Source organism: Micromonospora sp. NRRL B-16802, assembly GCF_001279555.1.
GTDB lineage: Bacteria > Actinomycetota > Actinomycetes > Mycobacteriales > Micromonosporaceae > Micromonospora > Micromonospora profundi.
Genome location: NZ_LGEB01000053.1, coordinates 189,333 through 205,262, shown reverse-complemented (window position 1 = coordinate 205,262; position 15,930 = coordinate 189,333). Strand labels below are relative to the sequence as shown.

The window sequence follows — 15,930 nt, the reverse complement described above, 5'->3', positions numbered from 1 at the left end:
TCGTGAATTCCTCAGCGCGGCGGATCGAGCCGGTGCACCAACTCGGCGACATCGACGCTGTATTCGCACCAGTCCCGGTCGGGCCGGTAGCCAAGCTCCGCGTTGACCTTGAGCATGGCCTCGTTGGCCTGCGCGTTCCAGGTCTGCACCTCGGCCAGCTCAGGCTCGGCGGAACGCAGCTCCAGCAGCATCCGGGCCTTGATCGCCCGGTCGATGCCGTAGCCCCTGTGACTCTGCACGACGATCGTGTCGTACTGGTCGGCGCGGGTCGGGTGCTGCGCCGGCACCACCACCTCGGTCAGCCCCGCCACCTCGCCGCTCTGCTCATGCTGTGCGAGCACGATGTACGGCTTCATGCCCCGGCGGTGCAGGGTGTTCAAGCTGTCCCGAAGCCGCTCGGGGTCGTACGAGCTGGGGCGCAGCTCGCCGTCGTCCACGTCGCGCACCTCGGCCTTGGCCCGCGCGTACGACTCGATCAGGTCGTCCGGTGGGCCGCCAGGGCAGAACTCCAGGTGATAGCCCGAGCCGAGCCCGTTTGCCATCTCGGTCAACTCGGCCCAGTCGACAGTGGCCAGGTCGAGCACGCTGCGCGTCTCCACGTACTCCTTGGTGAAGCCGAGCGACTCGTAGAAACCCACCGCCGGCGTGTCGCCGACCACCTCGACGCCGATCGACTGGAAGCCCTCCTGGTAGACCCGCCGGGCGGCCCGCAACACCAGGTCACGGCCGAGACCGGTGCGGCGTACGGACGGGTGGACCAGCACCTCGATCACGCCGATGTCACCGAGGAGCAGCACATGCACCTGCCCGAGGACCGCGCCAGGCTCGTCAGGGCCGGTCGGCTCGGCCTGGGCGATCCAGGAGATTCGCCGTTCGCCGGGCATCACCTCAGCGAGGTATTCCCGCAGGGAGGTCTCCCGCCAGGGCGGGTCCTGCGGAAGATCGGCCGCCAGAACCGCGTTCAGCGTGGACAGCAGCGACGCGATCTCGGCGGACGACGCGGTCCTGGGGTCCCACTCGCGCACCATCACTCGTCTAGCTTGCCGCTAACAGCTGCCCGGGGGAAGTGTCCAGTTCTCCAATGTATGCGGACGATCACTTCACGTGCGGCTGGCTTGTCCGTATCGGTTCGCCGTGTCGTAGACGGCCTGGGCGTACCGGCGTACGTCGTTGTACGACAGGATCGCGTTCCACCAGTCGCCGGGGATGCTGAGATTCCGGCCGCCCTTGCACAGGTAGTTGCCGGCCGCCAGCGCGGCGTCGTCCAGGTCGTGCGGGTTCTTGACGCCGTCGCCGTCGGCGTCTGCGCCGATCTCCTGCCAGGTGGTCGGGATGAACTGCATCGGCCCGATCGCGCGGTCGTAGGTGGTGTCCTTGTCGAGCACCCCACGGTCGGTGTCGATGATCCGCATCCGGCCGCCGTTGCCGTCCAGCGGCAAACCGATGATCTCCGGCAGGGCCCTGCCGTCCGGCCCGAGCCGCGCGCCGTTGGCCGAGCCGTGGCCGGACTCGACCTGACCGATCGCGGCGAGCGTGGTCCAGCTCAACGCGCAGCTGCGGTTGGTCTGGGAGAGCACCCACTCGGCGTACCCGTACGCCTGCATGGCGACCGGGGGGATGCCGACCTTGGCGCCGACCTGCTGGGCCCAGCCGGCCAGGGCGTCCGAGGGGCGGCCACCGCCGCCCGGCAGCCCACCGCCCGGCCCACCTGGCAACCCACCGCCGGGCAGCGGGGCGGTGGGGAGCGGGCCGGTGGGCAGCGGAGCGGTCGGCAGTGCCCCCGTCGGTAGGGGGCCGGTGGGCGCCGGGCCGGGCGGTGTCAACCGTGGTACGGCCCCGGTCGGCGGGACCGAGGCGTCGACGGCCACGGGCCGGGGCGCGCGGATGGTCGCGGGAACGAGCAGCGCACCCGCCGCGGCCGTCGCCGCCACGAGAGCCAACAGGAAGAGGCCGGGAAGAGCGAGTCGGCCGCTGGGCCGGCGCGACCAGTCGCGGGTCACCTGAACGGCGGTCGCCGCGGCCTGGCGCGGGGGCAGGCGAACAGCGTGCGCGAACGGCACGCGTCGCCGCCGGCCACTCTGGGGCGCCGGCGGGACGGCCACGCCGTCCACGATGGTCGCGGCCGGGCCCGCGACGGTGGCCGCTTTCGGGTCCGCGACGGTGGTCGTCTTCGGGTCCGCGACGGTGGTCGTCTTCGGGTCCGCGACGGTGGCATCCGTCGGCGGGGAGTCGGTGACGGTCGCGCCGCTCGCCGGGCCGGCGTCGCTGGTCGGGATGGTTGCCGGGTCGGCCGCGTCGGCCGCTGGGGCGGCGTCGCGGGTCGGGCTGGTCTTCGCGTCCGGTCTTCTGCCGCTCAACCAGGGCCGGCGAGGGCGGGGCACGACCCGGGCCGCCGGGTCCGGTGCCGCTCCCGAGCCTTCGAGCGGCCCGTCCAGCGGCGCGGCGGGTCGCAGCGGTCGCACACGCGTCTCGTCCTCGCCGTCCACCACCCGTCGAGTATCACTCATGTCCCCGGTGGGCGTCAGGTCCACGTACCCTGGTTGTCATGCCCCGGTACGAGTTCCGTTGCCGCGCCTGCGGCGACACTTTCGAGGTCAACCGCCCGATGGTCGAGGCCGGCGCGCCGGCTGCCTGCCCGCAGGGTCATGCCGACACTGTCAAGCTGCTGTCCGCTGTGGCGGTCACCGGCCGCGGTGCCGGCGGTTCCGCCGGTGGTGCGCCCGCGCCCGCCGGAGGTGGCTGCTGCGGCGGCGCCTGCGGCTGCTGATCGGCCGTTCGCGTCCGACCGGTGGGCGGGCCTTGCCGGGAGCGGGCCCGAGTGGCACCTTGAGGCGGCACGTGCCCGGCCGTTCTCACGATGCGTGACTGCTCGGACTCAGGCAGCATGAACCCGACGTTACGGGCGGAGGTTCCACGCATGTCGCCACGGATCCAGCTCCCGAGCGGTTGGGTGACCTTCGTGTTCACCGACATCGAGGGCTCGACCCGACTGGCCCAGCTGCTTGGCGCGGACTACCGTCCGGTGCTCGCCGAGCACCGCCGGTTGTTGCGTCGTACGCTCGCCGCCACCGGTGGCGCGGAGCTGTTGACCGAGGGCGACTCGTTCTTCCTGGCCTTCGACGACCCGGCGGCGGCGCTGACCGCGTGCCTGACGGCCCAGCGGGCGCTGGCGAGTCACGACTGGCCCACGGCGGAGGCCGCCCCGCGGGTGCGGATGGGCCTGCACACCGGTTACGCCGAGCCGGGCGACGGGGAGTACGCCAGCCCCGAGGTGCACCGCGCCGCGCGGGTTGCCGCGGCGGCGCACGGCGGGCAGGTGCTCTGTTCGGCGTCGACTGCCCGCCGGGCCGATCCGTTGCCGCCCGGTGCCACACTGCTCGACCTGGGCCTGCACCGACTACGCGGCTTCGACGACCGGGAGCGGCTGTTTCAGCTCGTCGCACCGGGGCTGGAGCGGCAGTTCCCTCGTCCCCGCACCGCCGACGCTGTGGCGCACAACCTGCCTACCCAGGTGACGTCGTTCGTCGGCCGGCAGGTCGAACGCGCCGAACTGAGTCGGCTGGTGGAGCAGCATCGACTGGTCACAGTGCTGGGCGCGGGTGGCGCGGGCAAGACCCGGCTGGCCGTCGAGCTGGCCGGTGGGGTCGTCGAGGCGTACCCGGACGGGGTGTGGTTCGTCGACATCGCGGCGGTGACCGACCCGGGGCTGGTGGCGTTCGCGGTCGCCGCCGTGCTCGGGCTGCGACCCGAGCCGGGCCGGCCCATGATGGACACCCTCGTGGAGTACGCGGCCGGCCGCCGGATGCTCGTCGTGCTGGACACCTGCGACGCGCAGCCGTCCGCCTGCGCCGAGGTGATCTCGCGGCTGCTGTCCGGCGGGGGCGGCGTGCGGGTGCTGGCGACCAGCCGCGAATCGTTCAGCCTGCCCGGTGAGGTCGTGTGGCGGATTCCGCCGCTCTCGGTCGACCCGCGTCCGGACGGCGCGGAGAGCGACGCGGTGGCGTTGCTGCTGGACCGTACGGCGGCGGCGCGCGGCGGCCGGCAACCGGAGGCCGCCGAGTCGGCCGATCTGCGCCGTGTGGTGCAGCGGTTGGACGGGCTGCCGCTCGCCATCGAGTTGGCGGCGGCCCGGCTGCGGGTGCTCTCGGTAGGTCAGCTCGCCGAGCGGCTGGAGGACGTGCTCGGCACGTTGGACGCGGGTCGGGAGGATCCGGAGCCGCCGCCGGTGGAGCGGGGCTGGTCGGGTAACCAGCAGGACACCGTGGACCTGGTGGCGGCGGCGATCGGTACGCCACCGCCCACCCCGGCGAGCAGGGCTGTGCAGCGTTCCGCCACCGAACGCCACCTGACGATGCAGGCCACAGTCACCTGGTCGTACCGGACGTTGGGCCCCCGGGCCGCGCGGCTGCTGCGGTGGCTTGCCGTGTTCGCCGGGCCGGTGGACCTTCCGACCGTGGAGTGGCTGCTGGGGGACGACCCGCTGGATCCGCTGTCGGTGCTCGTGGACAAGTCGATGGTGCTTGCCGAGCCGCGTGCGACCGGCAGTTCGTACCGGATGCTCGACCCGATCCGCGCGTACGCGGCGCGGCGGCTGGTCGAGGCCGGTGAGGAACAGGCGGCCCGGGACCGGCACGTGGCCTGGTCGGTGCACGCGTTGGAGCGGGCGCATCTGGGCCCGGACGGTCGGCCGGTGACGCTGTCGCTGTACACGCTGGACCCGCTCGCCGACGAGCTGCGGGCCGCGCTGCGGTGGTGCGCGACCGGCGGCAGCGCCCGTGCCGGCCTGCGGCTGGCCGGGGGCCTGGACCAGTGGTGGCGCGAGCGTGGGCTGGCCCGGGAGGGGCGGCTCTGGCTGTTCCGGCTGTACGGGCGGATCGCCGAGACGGGCGAGCGGATTCCGGAGGCGGAGCTGGCGGCGGCGTACCACATGCATTCGCTGCACGCCGGTGCCGACGGGGAGTTCGCCGAGGAGCTGCGCTACTCGCAGCGGGCGGAGGCGGCGGCGCGGCAGGCCGGTGACGCCGGGCTGCTGGCCCGGGTGCTCGCCGGCCGGGCGGCGCCGCTTGTCGACATGGGGCAGTTCGTCGAGGCCGAGCGTGTGTGCCGGGAGGTCATCGACTGGGCACACGGGCAGGACGTCGTCGGCGAGGCGCTGTTCGCCGTGTTCAGCCTCGCCCAGTTGCTGTGGCGGCGTGGCGAGCTGGAGGAGGCGGCCGAACTGCTCGGGGCGGCGCGGCCGGTGGAGGCGGCGCGGCCTGTGGAGCGGGGCCGGCGTTCGGTGGACATGCTGCTCGGGATGGTCGCGTTGGCCCGGGGCGACGTGATCGCCGCGCACGAGCACCTGCTTGTGGCGTTGCGTTCCCGGATGTACCACGGCTACCACGGCCGAGCGTGCGACACGTTGAACGCGATAGCTGTGCGCTGCGCGCTGAGTGGGGAGCGGACGACCGCCGCCCGCTTGTTCGGAGCGGCGCAGGTGACGCGGGCGAGCATGCGGGGTACGCCGGGCATCTACGGCGGCTACTGGGCCGACCAGCAGGCGGAGCTGCGCGGGGTGTTGGGTGACGCGGCGTTCGACGACGCGTACGGCGAGGGTGCCGAGTTGGGGTTGGACGAGGCTGTCGCGCTGGCGCTCGACGTGGAACACCCGGACCTGGCGGCGGATTCGACACGCTTCAGCACCATGCCGGCGGCCTCCGCGCCCCAGCAGGCCGGTGCGGAGCAGGATCGGCGTCCGGCCGGTCGCACCGAACGGGCCTGATCGTCACGCCCGATCTCGCACGAGATGGTGTCGCTGGCGATCTTCGGTGCGGCCATCCGGTATCGCTGAATGGCCGCACCGAAGAGTGGGGCGATGCTCAGCGGGCGGCGGCGCGGGCTTCGGCGTCGGCCTTCATCCGGGCAGCGCGGTCGATGTCCGCCTGCTGGACGGCGGCGACCGACCCGAAGATGTTGACCGCCTGGTAGTAGGTCCAGGCCAGGCTGTTGCAGGCCGGACGGACGACCGCGTTGTACGTGGCGCAGACCCGCTTCAGGTCGGCGTAGAAGGCGTTGTCCAGACGGGCCTTGTTGCCGGAGAACTGCCCGACGGCCTTGTAGTTGCGGTAGCCGAAGTCGTGCCGGTAGCAGCTCAGGTTGAAGGTGAACCCGAGCGGGTTGTCCGGGCTCGACGAGCAGTAGTCGGTGGACCAGTTGAAGTTGTAGTCGGCCCAGGGTGCCCTGTTGACCCGGGCGCTGTTCCACGAGTTGTAGCTGGACGCGCTTGTCTGCGTCCAACTGGACAGCACCGACAGCTTCTGCTGGGGGGTGACGGCTGCGGCGGGGGAGGCGACAGCGAGGCTGGCGAGCAGTGCGAGCGCGCCCGAGGCGAGCATTGTGGTGAGACGTCGGGGCACGGGTGACCTCCGCGGGGGTGAGCGGGGATGTTACCGGCGGGTTACCGGGTGTCGACAAGTCTCGATCAACTGATCAACTTGTCGGTATGCGTCCCACCAACTATTGGTGACATGCGTCGAAACAGACGAATGCCCCGGGTGCCGTGGCACCCGGGGCAGTTCAGCAGAATCGTACGGTCAGCGGAGGACGAAGGCCGGCGGGCTGGCCGGGCTCTCGTTGGCGGTCCGGTCCAACGCGGTCACCTGGTAGGTGTAGCGCTGGCCGGGCTCGGCCGACGTGTCCACCCAGGACTGCGCTCCGGGCGTGGCCCGGACGGTGTCGATCAGGTGGGCGGCGTCCGCGATGCCGCACGGGCCCGGCAGCGTGGTGCCGTCGAAACGGTAGATGGCGTACGAGGTGGCAGTGCCCAGCGGCCCGACGCCGTCGGCGGGCTGACGCCAGGTCAGCCGCACCCCTTCGGCCTCCCGGACGGCCTTGGTGACCACCGGGAAGAGCAGCGGCTTGGCCGGCAGGTGCTGCATTGACGGCACCAGCGCCGGCCGGGAGTAGTGCTCGGCGGCGTAGATGTCGGTGGCGCCGAGCCGGTTGGCCCGGACCTGCACGGCCGAGAAGTGCACATTGCCCTGCACCTCGGGGTACGACCGGTTGAGCGTCAGATGATCGGACAGCTCGCGCGGGTTCTGCCAGAACGGCCCGTACGCCGGGTCGCCGCTCTTGTAGTCGGCCTGGCCGATGTAGAGCTGCACGCGGGTGCCGCGTACCGTCTCGGCCCACCACGGGACCAGCCGCGCGTAGTCGGCGGCCGGGTACTGGCCGATGTACCAGTAGAGCTGCGGCACCACGTAGTCGATCCACTCCTGCTTGATCCACTTGCGGGTGTCGGCGGAGATGATGTCGTACGACTGGCTGCCGGTCGTGTCCGAGCCGAGCGGGTCGGCGGTCTGGTTGCGCCAGATGCCGAACGGGCTGACCCCGAACTTCACCCATGGCTTCGCCGCCTTGATCTTGGCGTTCATCTCCTGGATGAGCAGGTTGATGTTGTCCCGCCGCCAGTCCGCCCGGTCGGTGAAACCCCTGTTGTACGCGGCGAAGGTGGCGTCGTCAGGCACCTGGTAGGTGCCGCTGGGGTAGGGGTAGAAGTAGTCGTCGAAGTGCACCCCGTCGACGTCGTACCTCTTGACCGCGTCCATCATCGCGGTCTGGACGAACTCGCGTACCTCGGGAATGCCGGGGTTGTAGTAGAGCCGGCTGCCGGCGACGCCGGCCGGCGGGTACGCGAAGGTCCAGTCCGGGTGCTGCTGCGCCGGGTGGCCGGGCGCGAGTTGCGTGAGGTCCGCGCCGGCACCACCGGGGGCCGGCATGGAGACGCGGTACGGGTTGAACCAGGCGTGGAACTCCAGGTTGCGGCGGTGCGCCTCGGCGACGAGGAACGCCAGCGGATCCCAACCGGGGTCCTGGCCACGGACGCCGGTCAGGTACTCCGACCAGGGCTCGTGCGGCGACGGCCAGAGGGCGTCCGCGGTCGGCCGGACCTGGACCACGACGGCGTTGTGGTTGAGTCGCTCGGCGAGGTCGAGCAGGTCGCGGTATTCGGCCTGCTGGGCGGCGACCCGGTCCGGGCTGCTCTGGGATGCCTTGCTGGGCCAGTCGATGTTGACGACCGACGAGATCCACATTGCCCGGAACTGCCTCTTCGGCGTGGCCGGATCGGTGACGCAGGTGGTGGTCGAGGAGGTCTCCACGCTCGCCGGGGCGGCGCTGGCGGGAGTGGCGGCGACGAGCGTGCCGAGCAGGGCAGTGACCAGCCCGGCAGCTCCTAGTCGAGGTGCTTTCATGCGGTGTGTCCCTTCGTTGGGGCTACCGGTGCTCCGAGCGACAGGTTCGGCAAGATTCGCCGCTGACTATTTGTCGCTGGAAGGAAATTTTCACACTCCGGCCCACCGCCGCAAGGGGTTCACACCACATCTGGCCGACAGTCGGAGTTCGGGGTGTCCGGCGTCGATTGCCGGGTTGCCGCCCGTGATGTTTCGCATACCGAACGTCAGATTTCCAGAGCGGTTGACGGTACCAGTCGGTGGGTAGCAACGCCGGTCACCGGCCGCCACGGGGGTGGTCGCGCGGTGGGAGGGGTGAGCGCATGTCGATGCTGCGAACCAAACCAATCAAGGACGTCATAGCCCAGGGCGAAGCCGACGGCAGCGAGGGCCAGTTGGGGCTCAAGCGGCGGCTCGGCGCTGTCGACCTCACCGGCTTCGGCATCGGCATCGTGATCGGCACCGGCATCTTCACGCTCACCGGCATCGAGGCGCGCGACAGCGCCGGACCGGGCGTGGTGATCTCCTTCGGCATCGCCGGGGTGGCCGCCCTGCTCGCCGCCCTCTGCTACGCCGAGTTGGCCTCCAGCGTGCCGACAGCCGGCAGCGCCTACACCTACGCGTACGCGACGATGGGCGAGATCGTCGCCTGGATCATCGGCTGGGACCTGCTGCTGGAGTTCGCGCTCGGCGCGGCGGTGGTGGCCCGAGGCTGGTCCGGCTATCTCGCCGAACTGCTCGACCTGCCGACCCGGTGGTTCGGCGAGGAGGGCAGCACTGTCAACATCGGCGCGATCGCCGTCGTGCTGATCCTCGGCGTCGTGGCGATCGTCGGTATCCGCGAGTCCGCCCGGATCACCAACCTGCTGGTGCTGGTCAAGGTGTCCATCTGCGTCTTCGTGGTGGTCGCCGGGCTGTTCTTCGTGAAGGCCACCAACCTCACCCCGTTCATCCCGCCGGCCGAGCCCGCAGGCAGCGGCGACGACGGCATCAAGCAGCCGGTCACCCAGGCGCTGTTCGGGCTGGAACCGTCGGTCTTCGGTTTCGTCGGGGTCCTCAGCGCCGCAGCCGTCGTCTTCTTCGCGTACACCGGCTTCGAGGCAGTGGCCAACCTCGGCGAGGAAACCCGTAAGCCCAAGCGGGACCTCACACTGGGTCTGCTCGGCACGCTGCTGATCTCCACGGTGCTCTACATCGGCGTTTCGCTTGTGGTTGTCGGCATGGTGCCCTACACCGAGATCGACCGGGGCGCGCCCATCGCGTCGGCCTTCGAGTCGGTCGGCGCCGGCTGGGCGGCGGTGCTGGTCTCCATCGCCGCCGTCGCCGGTCTGACGAGCGTCATCCTTGTCGACCTGGTGGCGATGGGCCGGATCGGGTTCGCCATCGCCCGCGACGGGTTGATCCCGCCCTCGATCGCGACTGTGCACCCGCGCTGGGGCACGCCGTACCGGATCTCAGCGATCATGACGGTGGTCGTCGCGCTGCTGGCCGGCTTCCTGCCGCTGTCCGCCCTGGCCGACCTGGTCAGCATCGGCGCGCTCTGTGCGTTCGTGCTTGTCTCGATCGCCGTGCCGATCCTGCGCCGCAAGCGGCCTGACCTGGAGCGTCCGTTCCGGGTGCCGTTCTCGCCGGTGCTGCCGATCGTGTCGGCGCTTGCCTGCTTCTACCTGATGCTCAACTTGTCGGTGGAGACCTGGCTGCGGTTCCTGGCCTGGATGCTGCTCGGCGCGGTGATCTACTTCGGCTACGGCTACCGCCGCAACCGGCTTGCCCAGCACGAGCCCGCCGTCGCCCCGGCGCCCCGCGAGCCGTCCGCCTGACCCGACACGTGCGGAAGGGCCCCCGCTCCGGCGGGGGCCCTTCCATGCGATCCGCTCAGGGTCGAGGCTGCGGTGAGGCGGTCGGCCCCTTGACGACAGGCTTGCCGTCGACCCAGGTCACCTCGTCGAGCCAGACCTGCCGACCGGGGTCGGTGCTGCCCTCCAGGCCGGGCGGCCACGCGTGGTAGAGCAGCCACGTGCGGCCGTCCTTGACCACCATCGAGGCGTGACCGGGGCCGGAGGCGGCGTCGGTGCTCTTCAGGATCGGGTTTTCCGCCGCCTTCACGCACGGGCCTGTCGGGCTCTCGCAGACCGCGTAGCCCTCGGCGTACTCCGCCCGGTCGTAGGCGTTGGCAGCGAAGAACAACAGCAGCCGGCCGTCCTGACGGTGGAAGAACGGCCCCTCGATCAGGGTCCCCTCCCACGGCTCGGTCTGCTTGAGCAGCTTCGTCGGCTCACCGACGAGGGTCAGGCCGTCGTCGGAGAGTCGCTGCGACCAGAGCCAGGTGTCCACCCCGATCGCGTTGCCGTCGTTCTTCCACAGCAGCCAGAGGCTGCCGTCGGTGTCCCGGAACGGGCTCGCGTCGATCGCCCCGCCCAGGTCCGCCTGGCAGATCAGCGGACCTGTCGAGTCGTCCCGGTACGGGCCCTGCGGCGCACTTGCCACCGCGCGACCCACGCACTGCCGCCCGGACTCCCGGCCGGCAACCGTGTAGTAGAGCAGGAACTCCTCCGGTGCCAACTGGATCGCCTCGGGCGCCCAGGTCTTGCCGGCGTCCGCCCAGCCCGGCAGCGCAGGCAGGGCGTCCCCCGCCTCGGCCCAGTCGACAAGGTTCGCCGACGTCAGCACCGGCACGTTGCGGCCGCCGGAGTTGGTGTGGAACAGATACCAGGTGTCACCCACCTGGATGGCCTGCGGGTCCGGGGCGTCGGTGCGTACGACCGGGTTGGTGAACATGCTTGAGTCGCTCCCGCTGCTCGTGGGGGTGGATTCGCTGTCTCCGGTGCAGCCCGAAACGAGCAGCGCGGCGGCCAGAACGACCGCCGCCGCGCCACGTCGCAGGGTTGTCGCCCGCGTCATCCCTTCAGACCGCTGCGGGAGACGCCCTGGATGATGTGCCGCTGAGCGAGCACGAAGAGGATCAGCACCGGCACGCTTGCCAGCACCGCACCCGCCATGATCACCGGGTAGTCGGTGACGTACGAGCCCTGGAGCAGGCCCAGGCCCGGCGGCAGGGTGAGCTTCTCCGGGCTGAACAGCACGAAGATCGGCCAGAGGAAGTCGTTCCAGTTGGTCAGGAACGACAGCACCGCCAGGGTGGCCAGGGCCGGCTTGGACAGCGGCAGCACCACCCGGAAGAAGATCTGCCACTGGTTGGCGCCGTCAAGCGTCGCGGCCTCCTCCAACTCGTTCGGCAGAGACAGGAAGAACTGCCGCAGGAAGAACACCCCGAACGCGCTGGCCGCGCCGGGCACCACCACGACGGCGAGGGTGTCGATCCAGCTGAGCTGGTCGACGATCAGGAAGTTCGGGATGATCAGCGAGGTCGGCGGGATGAACAGCGTCCCGACGATCAGCGCGAAGGTCACCCCGCGCCCGCGGAACCGCAGACGGGCCAGGGCGTACGCCGCCATCGAGGCGGTCACCAGCACCAGCAGCGAGTGCAGGGTGGCGGCCACCATGCTGTTGAGGAACCAGCGCAGCACCGGGTTGGCCGAGTTGTTGAGGATCTGCTCGTAGCCGTAGCCCGCGACAGGGTTGGGCAGCCAACTCGGCGGGATCTGCTGGGCGGCCGTGTAGGTCTTCAGCGAGGTGATGACCATCCAGGCCAGCGGGACCAGGAAGATCAGGGCCAGCACCACAAGGGTGGCGTAGAGCACGACCCGGCCCGTGAGAGCGGAACGGCGGGCGGTCGGAGTGGGCGTCGTCATGGCGTACCCCTCAGTCTTCCTTGTAGCGGAAGAGACGGAAGTTGGCGATGCTCACGACCACCAGCATCAGGGCGAACACGAGGCTCATGGCGGCGGCGCGGCCGGCGTTGTTGTTCCGCAGGCCCTCCTCGACGATGAACCACACCACGGTGCGGGTTTCCGTCCCGGGCGTGCCCTGGGTGATCAGGAACGACTGGCCGAACATGTTCGCCGAGGCGAGAACTGTCGTGGTGATCACGAAGAGCAGCACCGGCCGCAGGCCGGGCAGTGTGACGTTGCGGAACCGCTGCCACGCGCTGGCGCCGTCCATCCGGGCCGCCTCGTACAGCTCAGGCGAGATGTCCTGAAGGCCGGCCAGGTAGATCACCGCGTTGAAGCCCGAGGTCCACCAGACTGTCACCCCGACCAGGGAGATCCACGCCCACGGCATGTTCGTCACCCACGGGGTGTCCGACGGCAGCCCGACCACGCCGAGGAGCCGGTTGACCAGGCCCAGGTTGGCGTCGAGCAGGAAGCGCCAGAGCAGGCCGATCACCGCAACACCCAGCACGTACGGCGCGAAGTACACAGCCCGGAAGAAGGTCCGACCCGGGAAGGAGCGGTTCAACAGCAACGCCAACCCGAGCGGTACGACAACGAGCAGCGGCACCGACAGCAGCGTGAAGATCGCGGTCGCCCGGACACTCTGCCACCAGTCGCCGAAGACGGCGGAGTCGCTGGAGAAGAGCTGCTTGTAGTTGTCCAACCCGACGAACGGGCGGTTGGGCAGCTGGAAGTCCCACTGGTGCACGCTGAGCCACACGCCCAGGATGATCGGCAGCAGGCCGAACACCCCGAACAGGATCAGGTAGGGGGCGAGGAACAGATACGGCGTCGCCCGTCCGGTCCGGCCCGCCGTGGCGCCCCGGCGGGGAGCCTTGGCCGCCGAGGGCGGCGCGTCATCGCGCGCCGCCCCGACCTCGATCACGTCCGCCACGGGTTATCAGCTCCCGTACTTCTTGCGGTTGTCCTCGAGCTGCTTGTTGGCCTTGGCAACACCGTCGTCAAGCGCCTGCTTCGGCGTCTTCTTGCCCAGCGCGGCCTCGTTGAACGAGTTGTAGAAGGTCGTGATGACCTCGCCCAGCCCCGGTGCCGCCGGCGGGAAGGCCGCGTAGTCCAGCTCGGGGGCGAGCGCCGAGATCTCCGGAAGCGCCTTGAACTCGGCACCCTCGCGGACATCCTTACGGGCCGGGATCTGACCGCCCTTGGCCCAGTCCAGCGAGTGCTGGCTCAGCCAGTTGATGAAGACCTTCGCAGCCGAGACCTTGTTGGCGTTGTTGGCCCGCTGCTTCACGATCGTGAAGTTGTGTGAGTTTGCCCAGGCCGCCGGCTTGCTGCCGATCTGGGGGAGCGGGGCGACGCCCCACTGCACCTCGGGGCTCTTCTTCAGATCGTTGATCTGCCAGATGCCGTTCCAGGTGAAGGCGTTCTTGCCGCTCTTGAACGCCAGGTACTCGGCGTCCTGACCGACGTTCGCAGGTGAGTGGCCCTGCTTGATCATGTCGACGAACCAGGTGCACGCCTCGACCGCCGGGTCCGAGTTGAACGTGGCCTTCGCCACGTCGGCGTCGAAGAGGGTGCCGCCCCACTGGTTGAGCAGGGAGTAGAAGGTCATGCCGCCGGTGAACTGGAACGGGCTGACCCAGAAGCCCTGCACGCCGGACTTCTTCAGCTCGACAAGAGCCGCCGTGAAGTCGTCCTTGGTGGTTGGCGGCTTGTTCGGGTCGAGGCCGGCCTTCTCCATGACGGACTTGTTGTAGTAGAAGCCCAGCGGGTGCATGTCCAGCGGGATGCCGTACCGCTTGTTGTTGTAGAGCCCGCCCTTCCAGACGGTCGGGGCGAAGTCGCCCTCGGAGAGCTCCAGGTTCTTGGCCACGTCGTCCAGCTCGCTGATCACGCCACGGGCGGCGAAGGTGGCGAGCTGATCCATGTGCATGACCGCGATGTCCGGGCCATTGCCGCTGGAGGCCGCACCGGGGAGCTTGTTGTAGTAGTCCTCCCACTGGTACGTGGCCACCGAGACGGCGATGTTCTGGTGCTCGGTGTTGAACTGGTTCACCAGAGTCTTGAAGATCTCGCCGTCGCCGCCGGTGAAGCCGTTCCACAGCTTCAGGTCGACCTTGGGTCCGGTGTACTCCTTGCCGCCGTTGCCCGCGGCCGGCCCGGAGGCGCCGTCATCGTCGCCGCCGCCGCAACCGGCGAGCGTCAACGAAGCCGCGGCACCGAGTCCGAGACCAAGGCCGAGCAGGCGGCGCCGGCTCATGTCGTTCTGGATCATGCTGGTATCTCTCCTTGGGGGGACGGAATGAATTGTGCCTGGTCAAGCCCGGTACGACATCAGACGGCGGCCGGGCCGAAGCGCAGCACGCTCCAGGACACGGCGGGGAGGCGTACGGTGCACCGGCCGCCGTCGGTGGTGGGTGTGGGGAGTTCCCGGGGCGTCACCCGGTCGGGCTCGGCCTCGGTGTTCGTCGCCGACGGGTCAGACCCGGCAGCGATGCTCTGGAAGGAATAACCGGATAGTCCTGGCAGACCGCGCAGGTCGATGTCCAATGCGAGGTCCGTCTGGTCACGGTTGACTGCGAAGACGGTCAGCTCGCCGGTCTCCTCGTCGTGTACGGCGACGGTGTCGAGCACCGGCACGTCCCCGAACTTCTTCGTGTCGTAGCGCGGCGACACCGGCTCGGTACGCAGGACGGTGCCCCGGGCGTACCGGGCGGTGAGCGCGAACGGGTGGAAGATGCTCTGCCGCCAGGCGGGACCGCCGTTGCGGGTGCGGATCGGCGCGATGACGTTGGCGAGCTGGGCCTGAGCGGCCACCCCGACCCGGTCGGCGTGGCGCAGCAGGGTGATCAGCAGGTCACCGACGACAACCGCGTCGACAGCCGTGAAGTCGTCCTCGATCAGCGCCGGCGCCTCGACCCAGCCACGCCGGTCCAGGTCGGCCTGGAGGCGGGACTCGTACCAGACGTTCCACTCGTCGAACGAGATCTTCAGCTTGCGCTTGTGCCGCTGCTTGGCAGCGACGTGGTCGGCGGTGGCCACCACCTCGGTGATGAAGTTGTCCATGTCGACGGCTGAGGCCAGGATGCTGGCCTGGTCGCCGTCGGACGGGTCGTAGTAGGTGTGCGCCGAGATGTAGTCGACGTGCTCGTAGGTGTGCTCCAGCACTGTCGCCTCCCACGCGGCGAACGTGGGCATCCGCCGGTTGGAGCTGCCGCAGGCGACCAGGATGATCGACGGGTCGATCATCTTCATCGCGCGGGCCGCCTCGGCGGCCAGGCGCCCGTACTCGTCGGCGGTCTTGTGGCCGACCTGCCACGGGCCGTCCATCTCGTTGCCGAGGCACCACAGCCGCACCCCGTACGGGTCCTCCGCGCCGTGCTTGCGACGCAGGTCGGAAAGCGCGGTGCCGCCCGGGTGGTTGGAGTATTCCAGCAGGTCAAGGGCCTCCTGGACGCCGCGAGTGCCCAGGTTGACAGCCATCATCGGCTCGACGCCGGCCTCGGCGGCCCAGGTCATGAACTCGTCCAGCCCGAACGCGTTGGTCTCGATCGTCTTCCAGGCCAGGTCGAGGCGGCGCGGCCGGTCACCGACCGGGCCCACCCCGTCCTCCCAGCGGTAGCCGGAGACGAAGTTGCCGCCGGGGTAGCGGACCACCGATACGCCCAGCTCGCGGGTCAGCTCAAGCACGTCTCGGCGCAGGCCGCGGGAGTCGGCGTTGGGGTGGCCGGGCTCGTAGATGCCGCCGTAGACGCACCGCCCCATGTGCTCGACGAACGAGCCGAAGAGACGTCGGTCGGCCGGGCCGATCGCGAAGGCCGGATCGATCGTCAGCTGTGCCGTCCGCAAGGGATGCCACCTTTCCTCGGTGCTGGACCGGGTGACCGCAGTCACGGGCCACCCCGGTGTCCCTCGTTTCTACAACG

Annotated in this window: 12 protein-coding genes; 3 read left to right on the top strand and 9 right to left on the bottom strand. The window is 70.1% G+C overall.

Going from position 1 to position 15,930, the window contains the following annotated elements; genetic code table 11:
- Positions 1–11 precede the first annotated feature (11 nt).
- Together ADK66_RS11250 and ADK66_RS11245 are read right to left on the bottom strand one after the other, a co-directional pair.
- Positions 12–1,028: a GNAT family N-acetyltransferase gene (locus ADK66_RS11250; RefSeq protein WP_053654149.1), complete on the bottom strand. Its 1,017-nt coding sequence runs from the start codon at positions 1,026–1,028 to the stop codon at positions 12–14.
- Between the two features lie 72 nt (positions 1,029–1,100).
- Complete coding sequence (locus tag ADK66_RS11245) at positions 1,101–2,489, bottom strand: lytic transglycosylase domain-containing protein (RefSeq protein ID WP_053654147.1); 1,389 nt, start codon at positions 2,487–2,489, stop codon at positions 1,101–1,103.
- Between the two features lie 56 nt (positions 2,490–2,545).
- Here ADK66_RS11245 and ADK66_RS11240 point away from each other — a divergent pair, with 56 nt between their 5' ends.
- Both ADK66_RS11240 and ADK66_RS11235 read left to right on the top strand, forming a co-directional pair.
- The gene (locus ADK66_RS11240) at positions 2,546–2,767 is read left to right on the top strand and encodes a zinc ribbon domain-containing protein (RefSeq protein WP_053654145.1); all 222 of its coding nucleotides are present in this window, start codon (positions 2,546–2,548) and stop codon (positions 2,765–2,767) included.
- A gap of 150 nt (positions 2,768–2,917) precedes the next feature.
- Positions 2,918–5,761 carry an adenylate/guanylate cyclase domain-containing protein gene (locus ADK66_RS11235; protein ID WP_053654143.1) on the top strand — a complete coding sequence of 948 codons (2,844 nt, stop codon included), beginning with the start codon at positions 2,918–2,920 and terminating at the stop codon, positions 5,759–5,761.
- A 97-nt stretch (positions 5,762–5,858) separates the two neighbouring features.
- Here the strand turns inward: ADK66_RS11235 and ADK66_RS11230 are convergent, their stop codons facing one another.
- Together ADK66_RS11230 and ADK66_RS11225 are read right to left on the bottom strand one after the other, a co-directional pair.
- Positions 5,859–6,395, bottom strand: a complete 537-nt coding sequence (locus tag ADK66_RS11230) for a phospholipase (RefSeq protein ID WP_053654141.1) — start codon at positions 6,393–6,395, stop codon at positions 5,859–5,861.
- A 177-nt stretch (positions 6,396–6,572) separates the two neighbouring features.
- Complete coding sequence (locus ADK66_RS11225; protein ID WP_053654139.1) at positions 6,573–8,231, bottom strand: glycoside hydrolase family 10 protein; 1,659 nt, start codon at positions 8,229–8,231, stop codon at positions 6,573–6,575.
- Positions 8,232–8,533: 302 nt separating this feature from the next.
- Here ADK66_RS11225 and ADK66_RS11220 point away from each other — a divergent pair, with 302 nt between their 5' ends.
- The gene (locus ADK66_RS11220) at positions 8,534–10,030 is read left to right on the top strand and encodes an amino acid permease (protein ID WP_053654136.1); all 1,497 of its coding nucleotides are present in this window, start codon (positions 8,534–8,536) and stop codon (positions 10,028–10,030) included.
- Between the two features lie 55 nt (positions 10,031–10,085).
- Here ADK66_RS11220 and ADK66_RS11215 read toward each other — a convergent pair whose 3' ends face one another.
- Genes ADK66_RS11215 through ADK66_RS11195 form a run of 5 tightly spaced genes read right to left on the bottom strand, consistent with a single transcriptional unit; the run spans position 10,086 to position 15,853 of the window.
- Positions 10,086–11,111, bottom strand: a complete 1,026-nt coding sequence (locus ADK66_RS11215) for a glycoside hydrolase family 43 protein (RefSeq protein WP_053654134.1) — start codon at positions 11,109–11,111, stop codon at positions 10,086–10,088.
- Positions 11,108–11,962, bottom strand: coding sequence for a carbohydrate ABC transporter permease (locus tag ADK66_RS11210; RefSeq protein WP_197281487.1), 855 nt, complete (start codon positions 11,960–11,962; stop codon positions 11,108–11,110). The genes ADK66_RS11215 and ADK66_RS11210 overlap by 4 nt, the downstream gene beginning before the upstream one ends.
- A 10-nt stretch (positions 11,963–11,972) precedes the next feature.
- A complete protein-coding gene (locus ADK66_RS11205) occupies positions 11,973–12,938 on the bottom strand; it encodes a carbohydrate ABC transporter permease (protein ID WP_053654132.1) in 966 nt (321 codons plus the stop codon).
- Between the two features lie 6 nt (positions 12,939–12,944).
- On the bottom strand, positions 12,945–14,279 hold the full coding sequence (locus ADK66_RS11200; protein WP_053654130.1) for an ABC transporter substrate-binding protein: 1,335 nt from the start codon (positions 14,277–14,279) through the stop codon (positions 12,945–12,947).
- A 59-nt stretch (positions 14,280–14,338) separates the two neighbouring features.
- Positions 14,339–15,853 (bottom strand): alpha-N-arabinofuranosidase, encoded by a 1,515-nt coding sequence (locus tag ADK66_RS11195; RefSeq protein WP_053654977.1) that lies wholly within the window; start codon positions 15,851–15,853, stop codon positions 14,339–14,341.
- Positions 15,854–15,930: the final 77 nt, after the last annotated feature.

Bases quoted from the DNA above. Each gene is read 5' to 3' on its own strand.
- ADK66_RS11250 (WP_053654149.1), bottom strand. From the start codon at position 1,028: ATGGTGCGCGAGTGGGACCCCAGGACCGCGTCGTCCGCCGAGATCGCG.
- ADK66_RS11240 (WP_053654145.1), top strand. From the start codon at position 2,546: ATGCCCCGGTACGAGTTCCGTTGCCGCGCCTGCGGCGACACTTTCGAG.
- ADK66_RS11235 (WP_053654143.1), top strand. From the start codon at position 2,918: ATGTCGCCACGGATCCAGCTCCCGAGCGGTTGGGTGACCTTCGTGTTC.
- ADK66_RS11225 (WP_053654139.1), bottom strand. From the start codon at position 8,231: ATGAAAGCACCTCGACTAGGAGCTGCCGGGCTGGTCACTGCCCTGCTC.
- ADK66_RS11220 (WP_053654136.1), top strand. From the start codon at position 8,534: ATGTCGATGCTGCGAACCAAACCAATCAAGGACGTCATAGCCCAGGGC.
- ADK66_RS11215 (WP_053654134.1), bottom strand. From the start codon at position 11,111: ATGACGCGGGCGACAACCCTGCGACGTGGCGCGGCGGCGGTCGTTCTG.
- ADK66_RS11210 (WP_197281487.1), bottom strand. From the start codon at position 11,962: ATGACGACGCCCACTCCGACCGCCCGCCGTTCCGCTCTCACGGGCCGG.
- ADK66_RS11200 (WP_053654130.1), bottom strand. From the start codon at position 14,279: ATGATCCAGAACGACATGAGCCGGCGCCGCCTGCTCGGCCTTGGTCTC.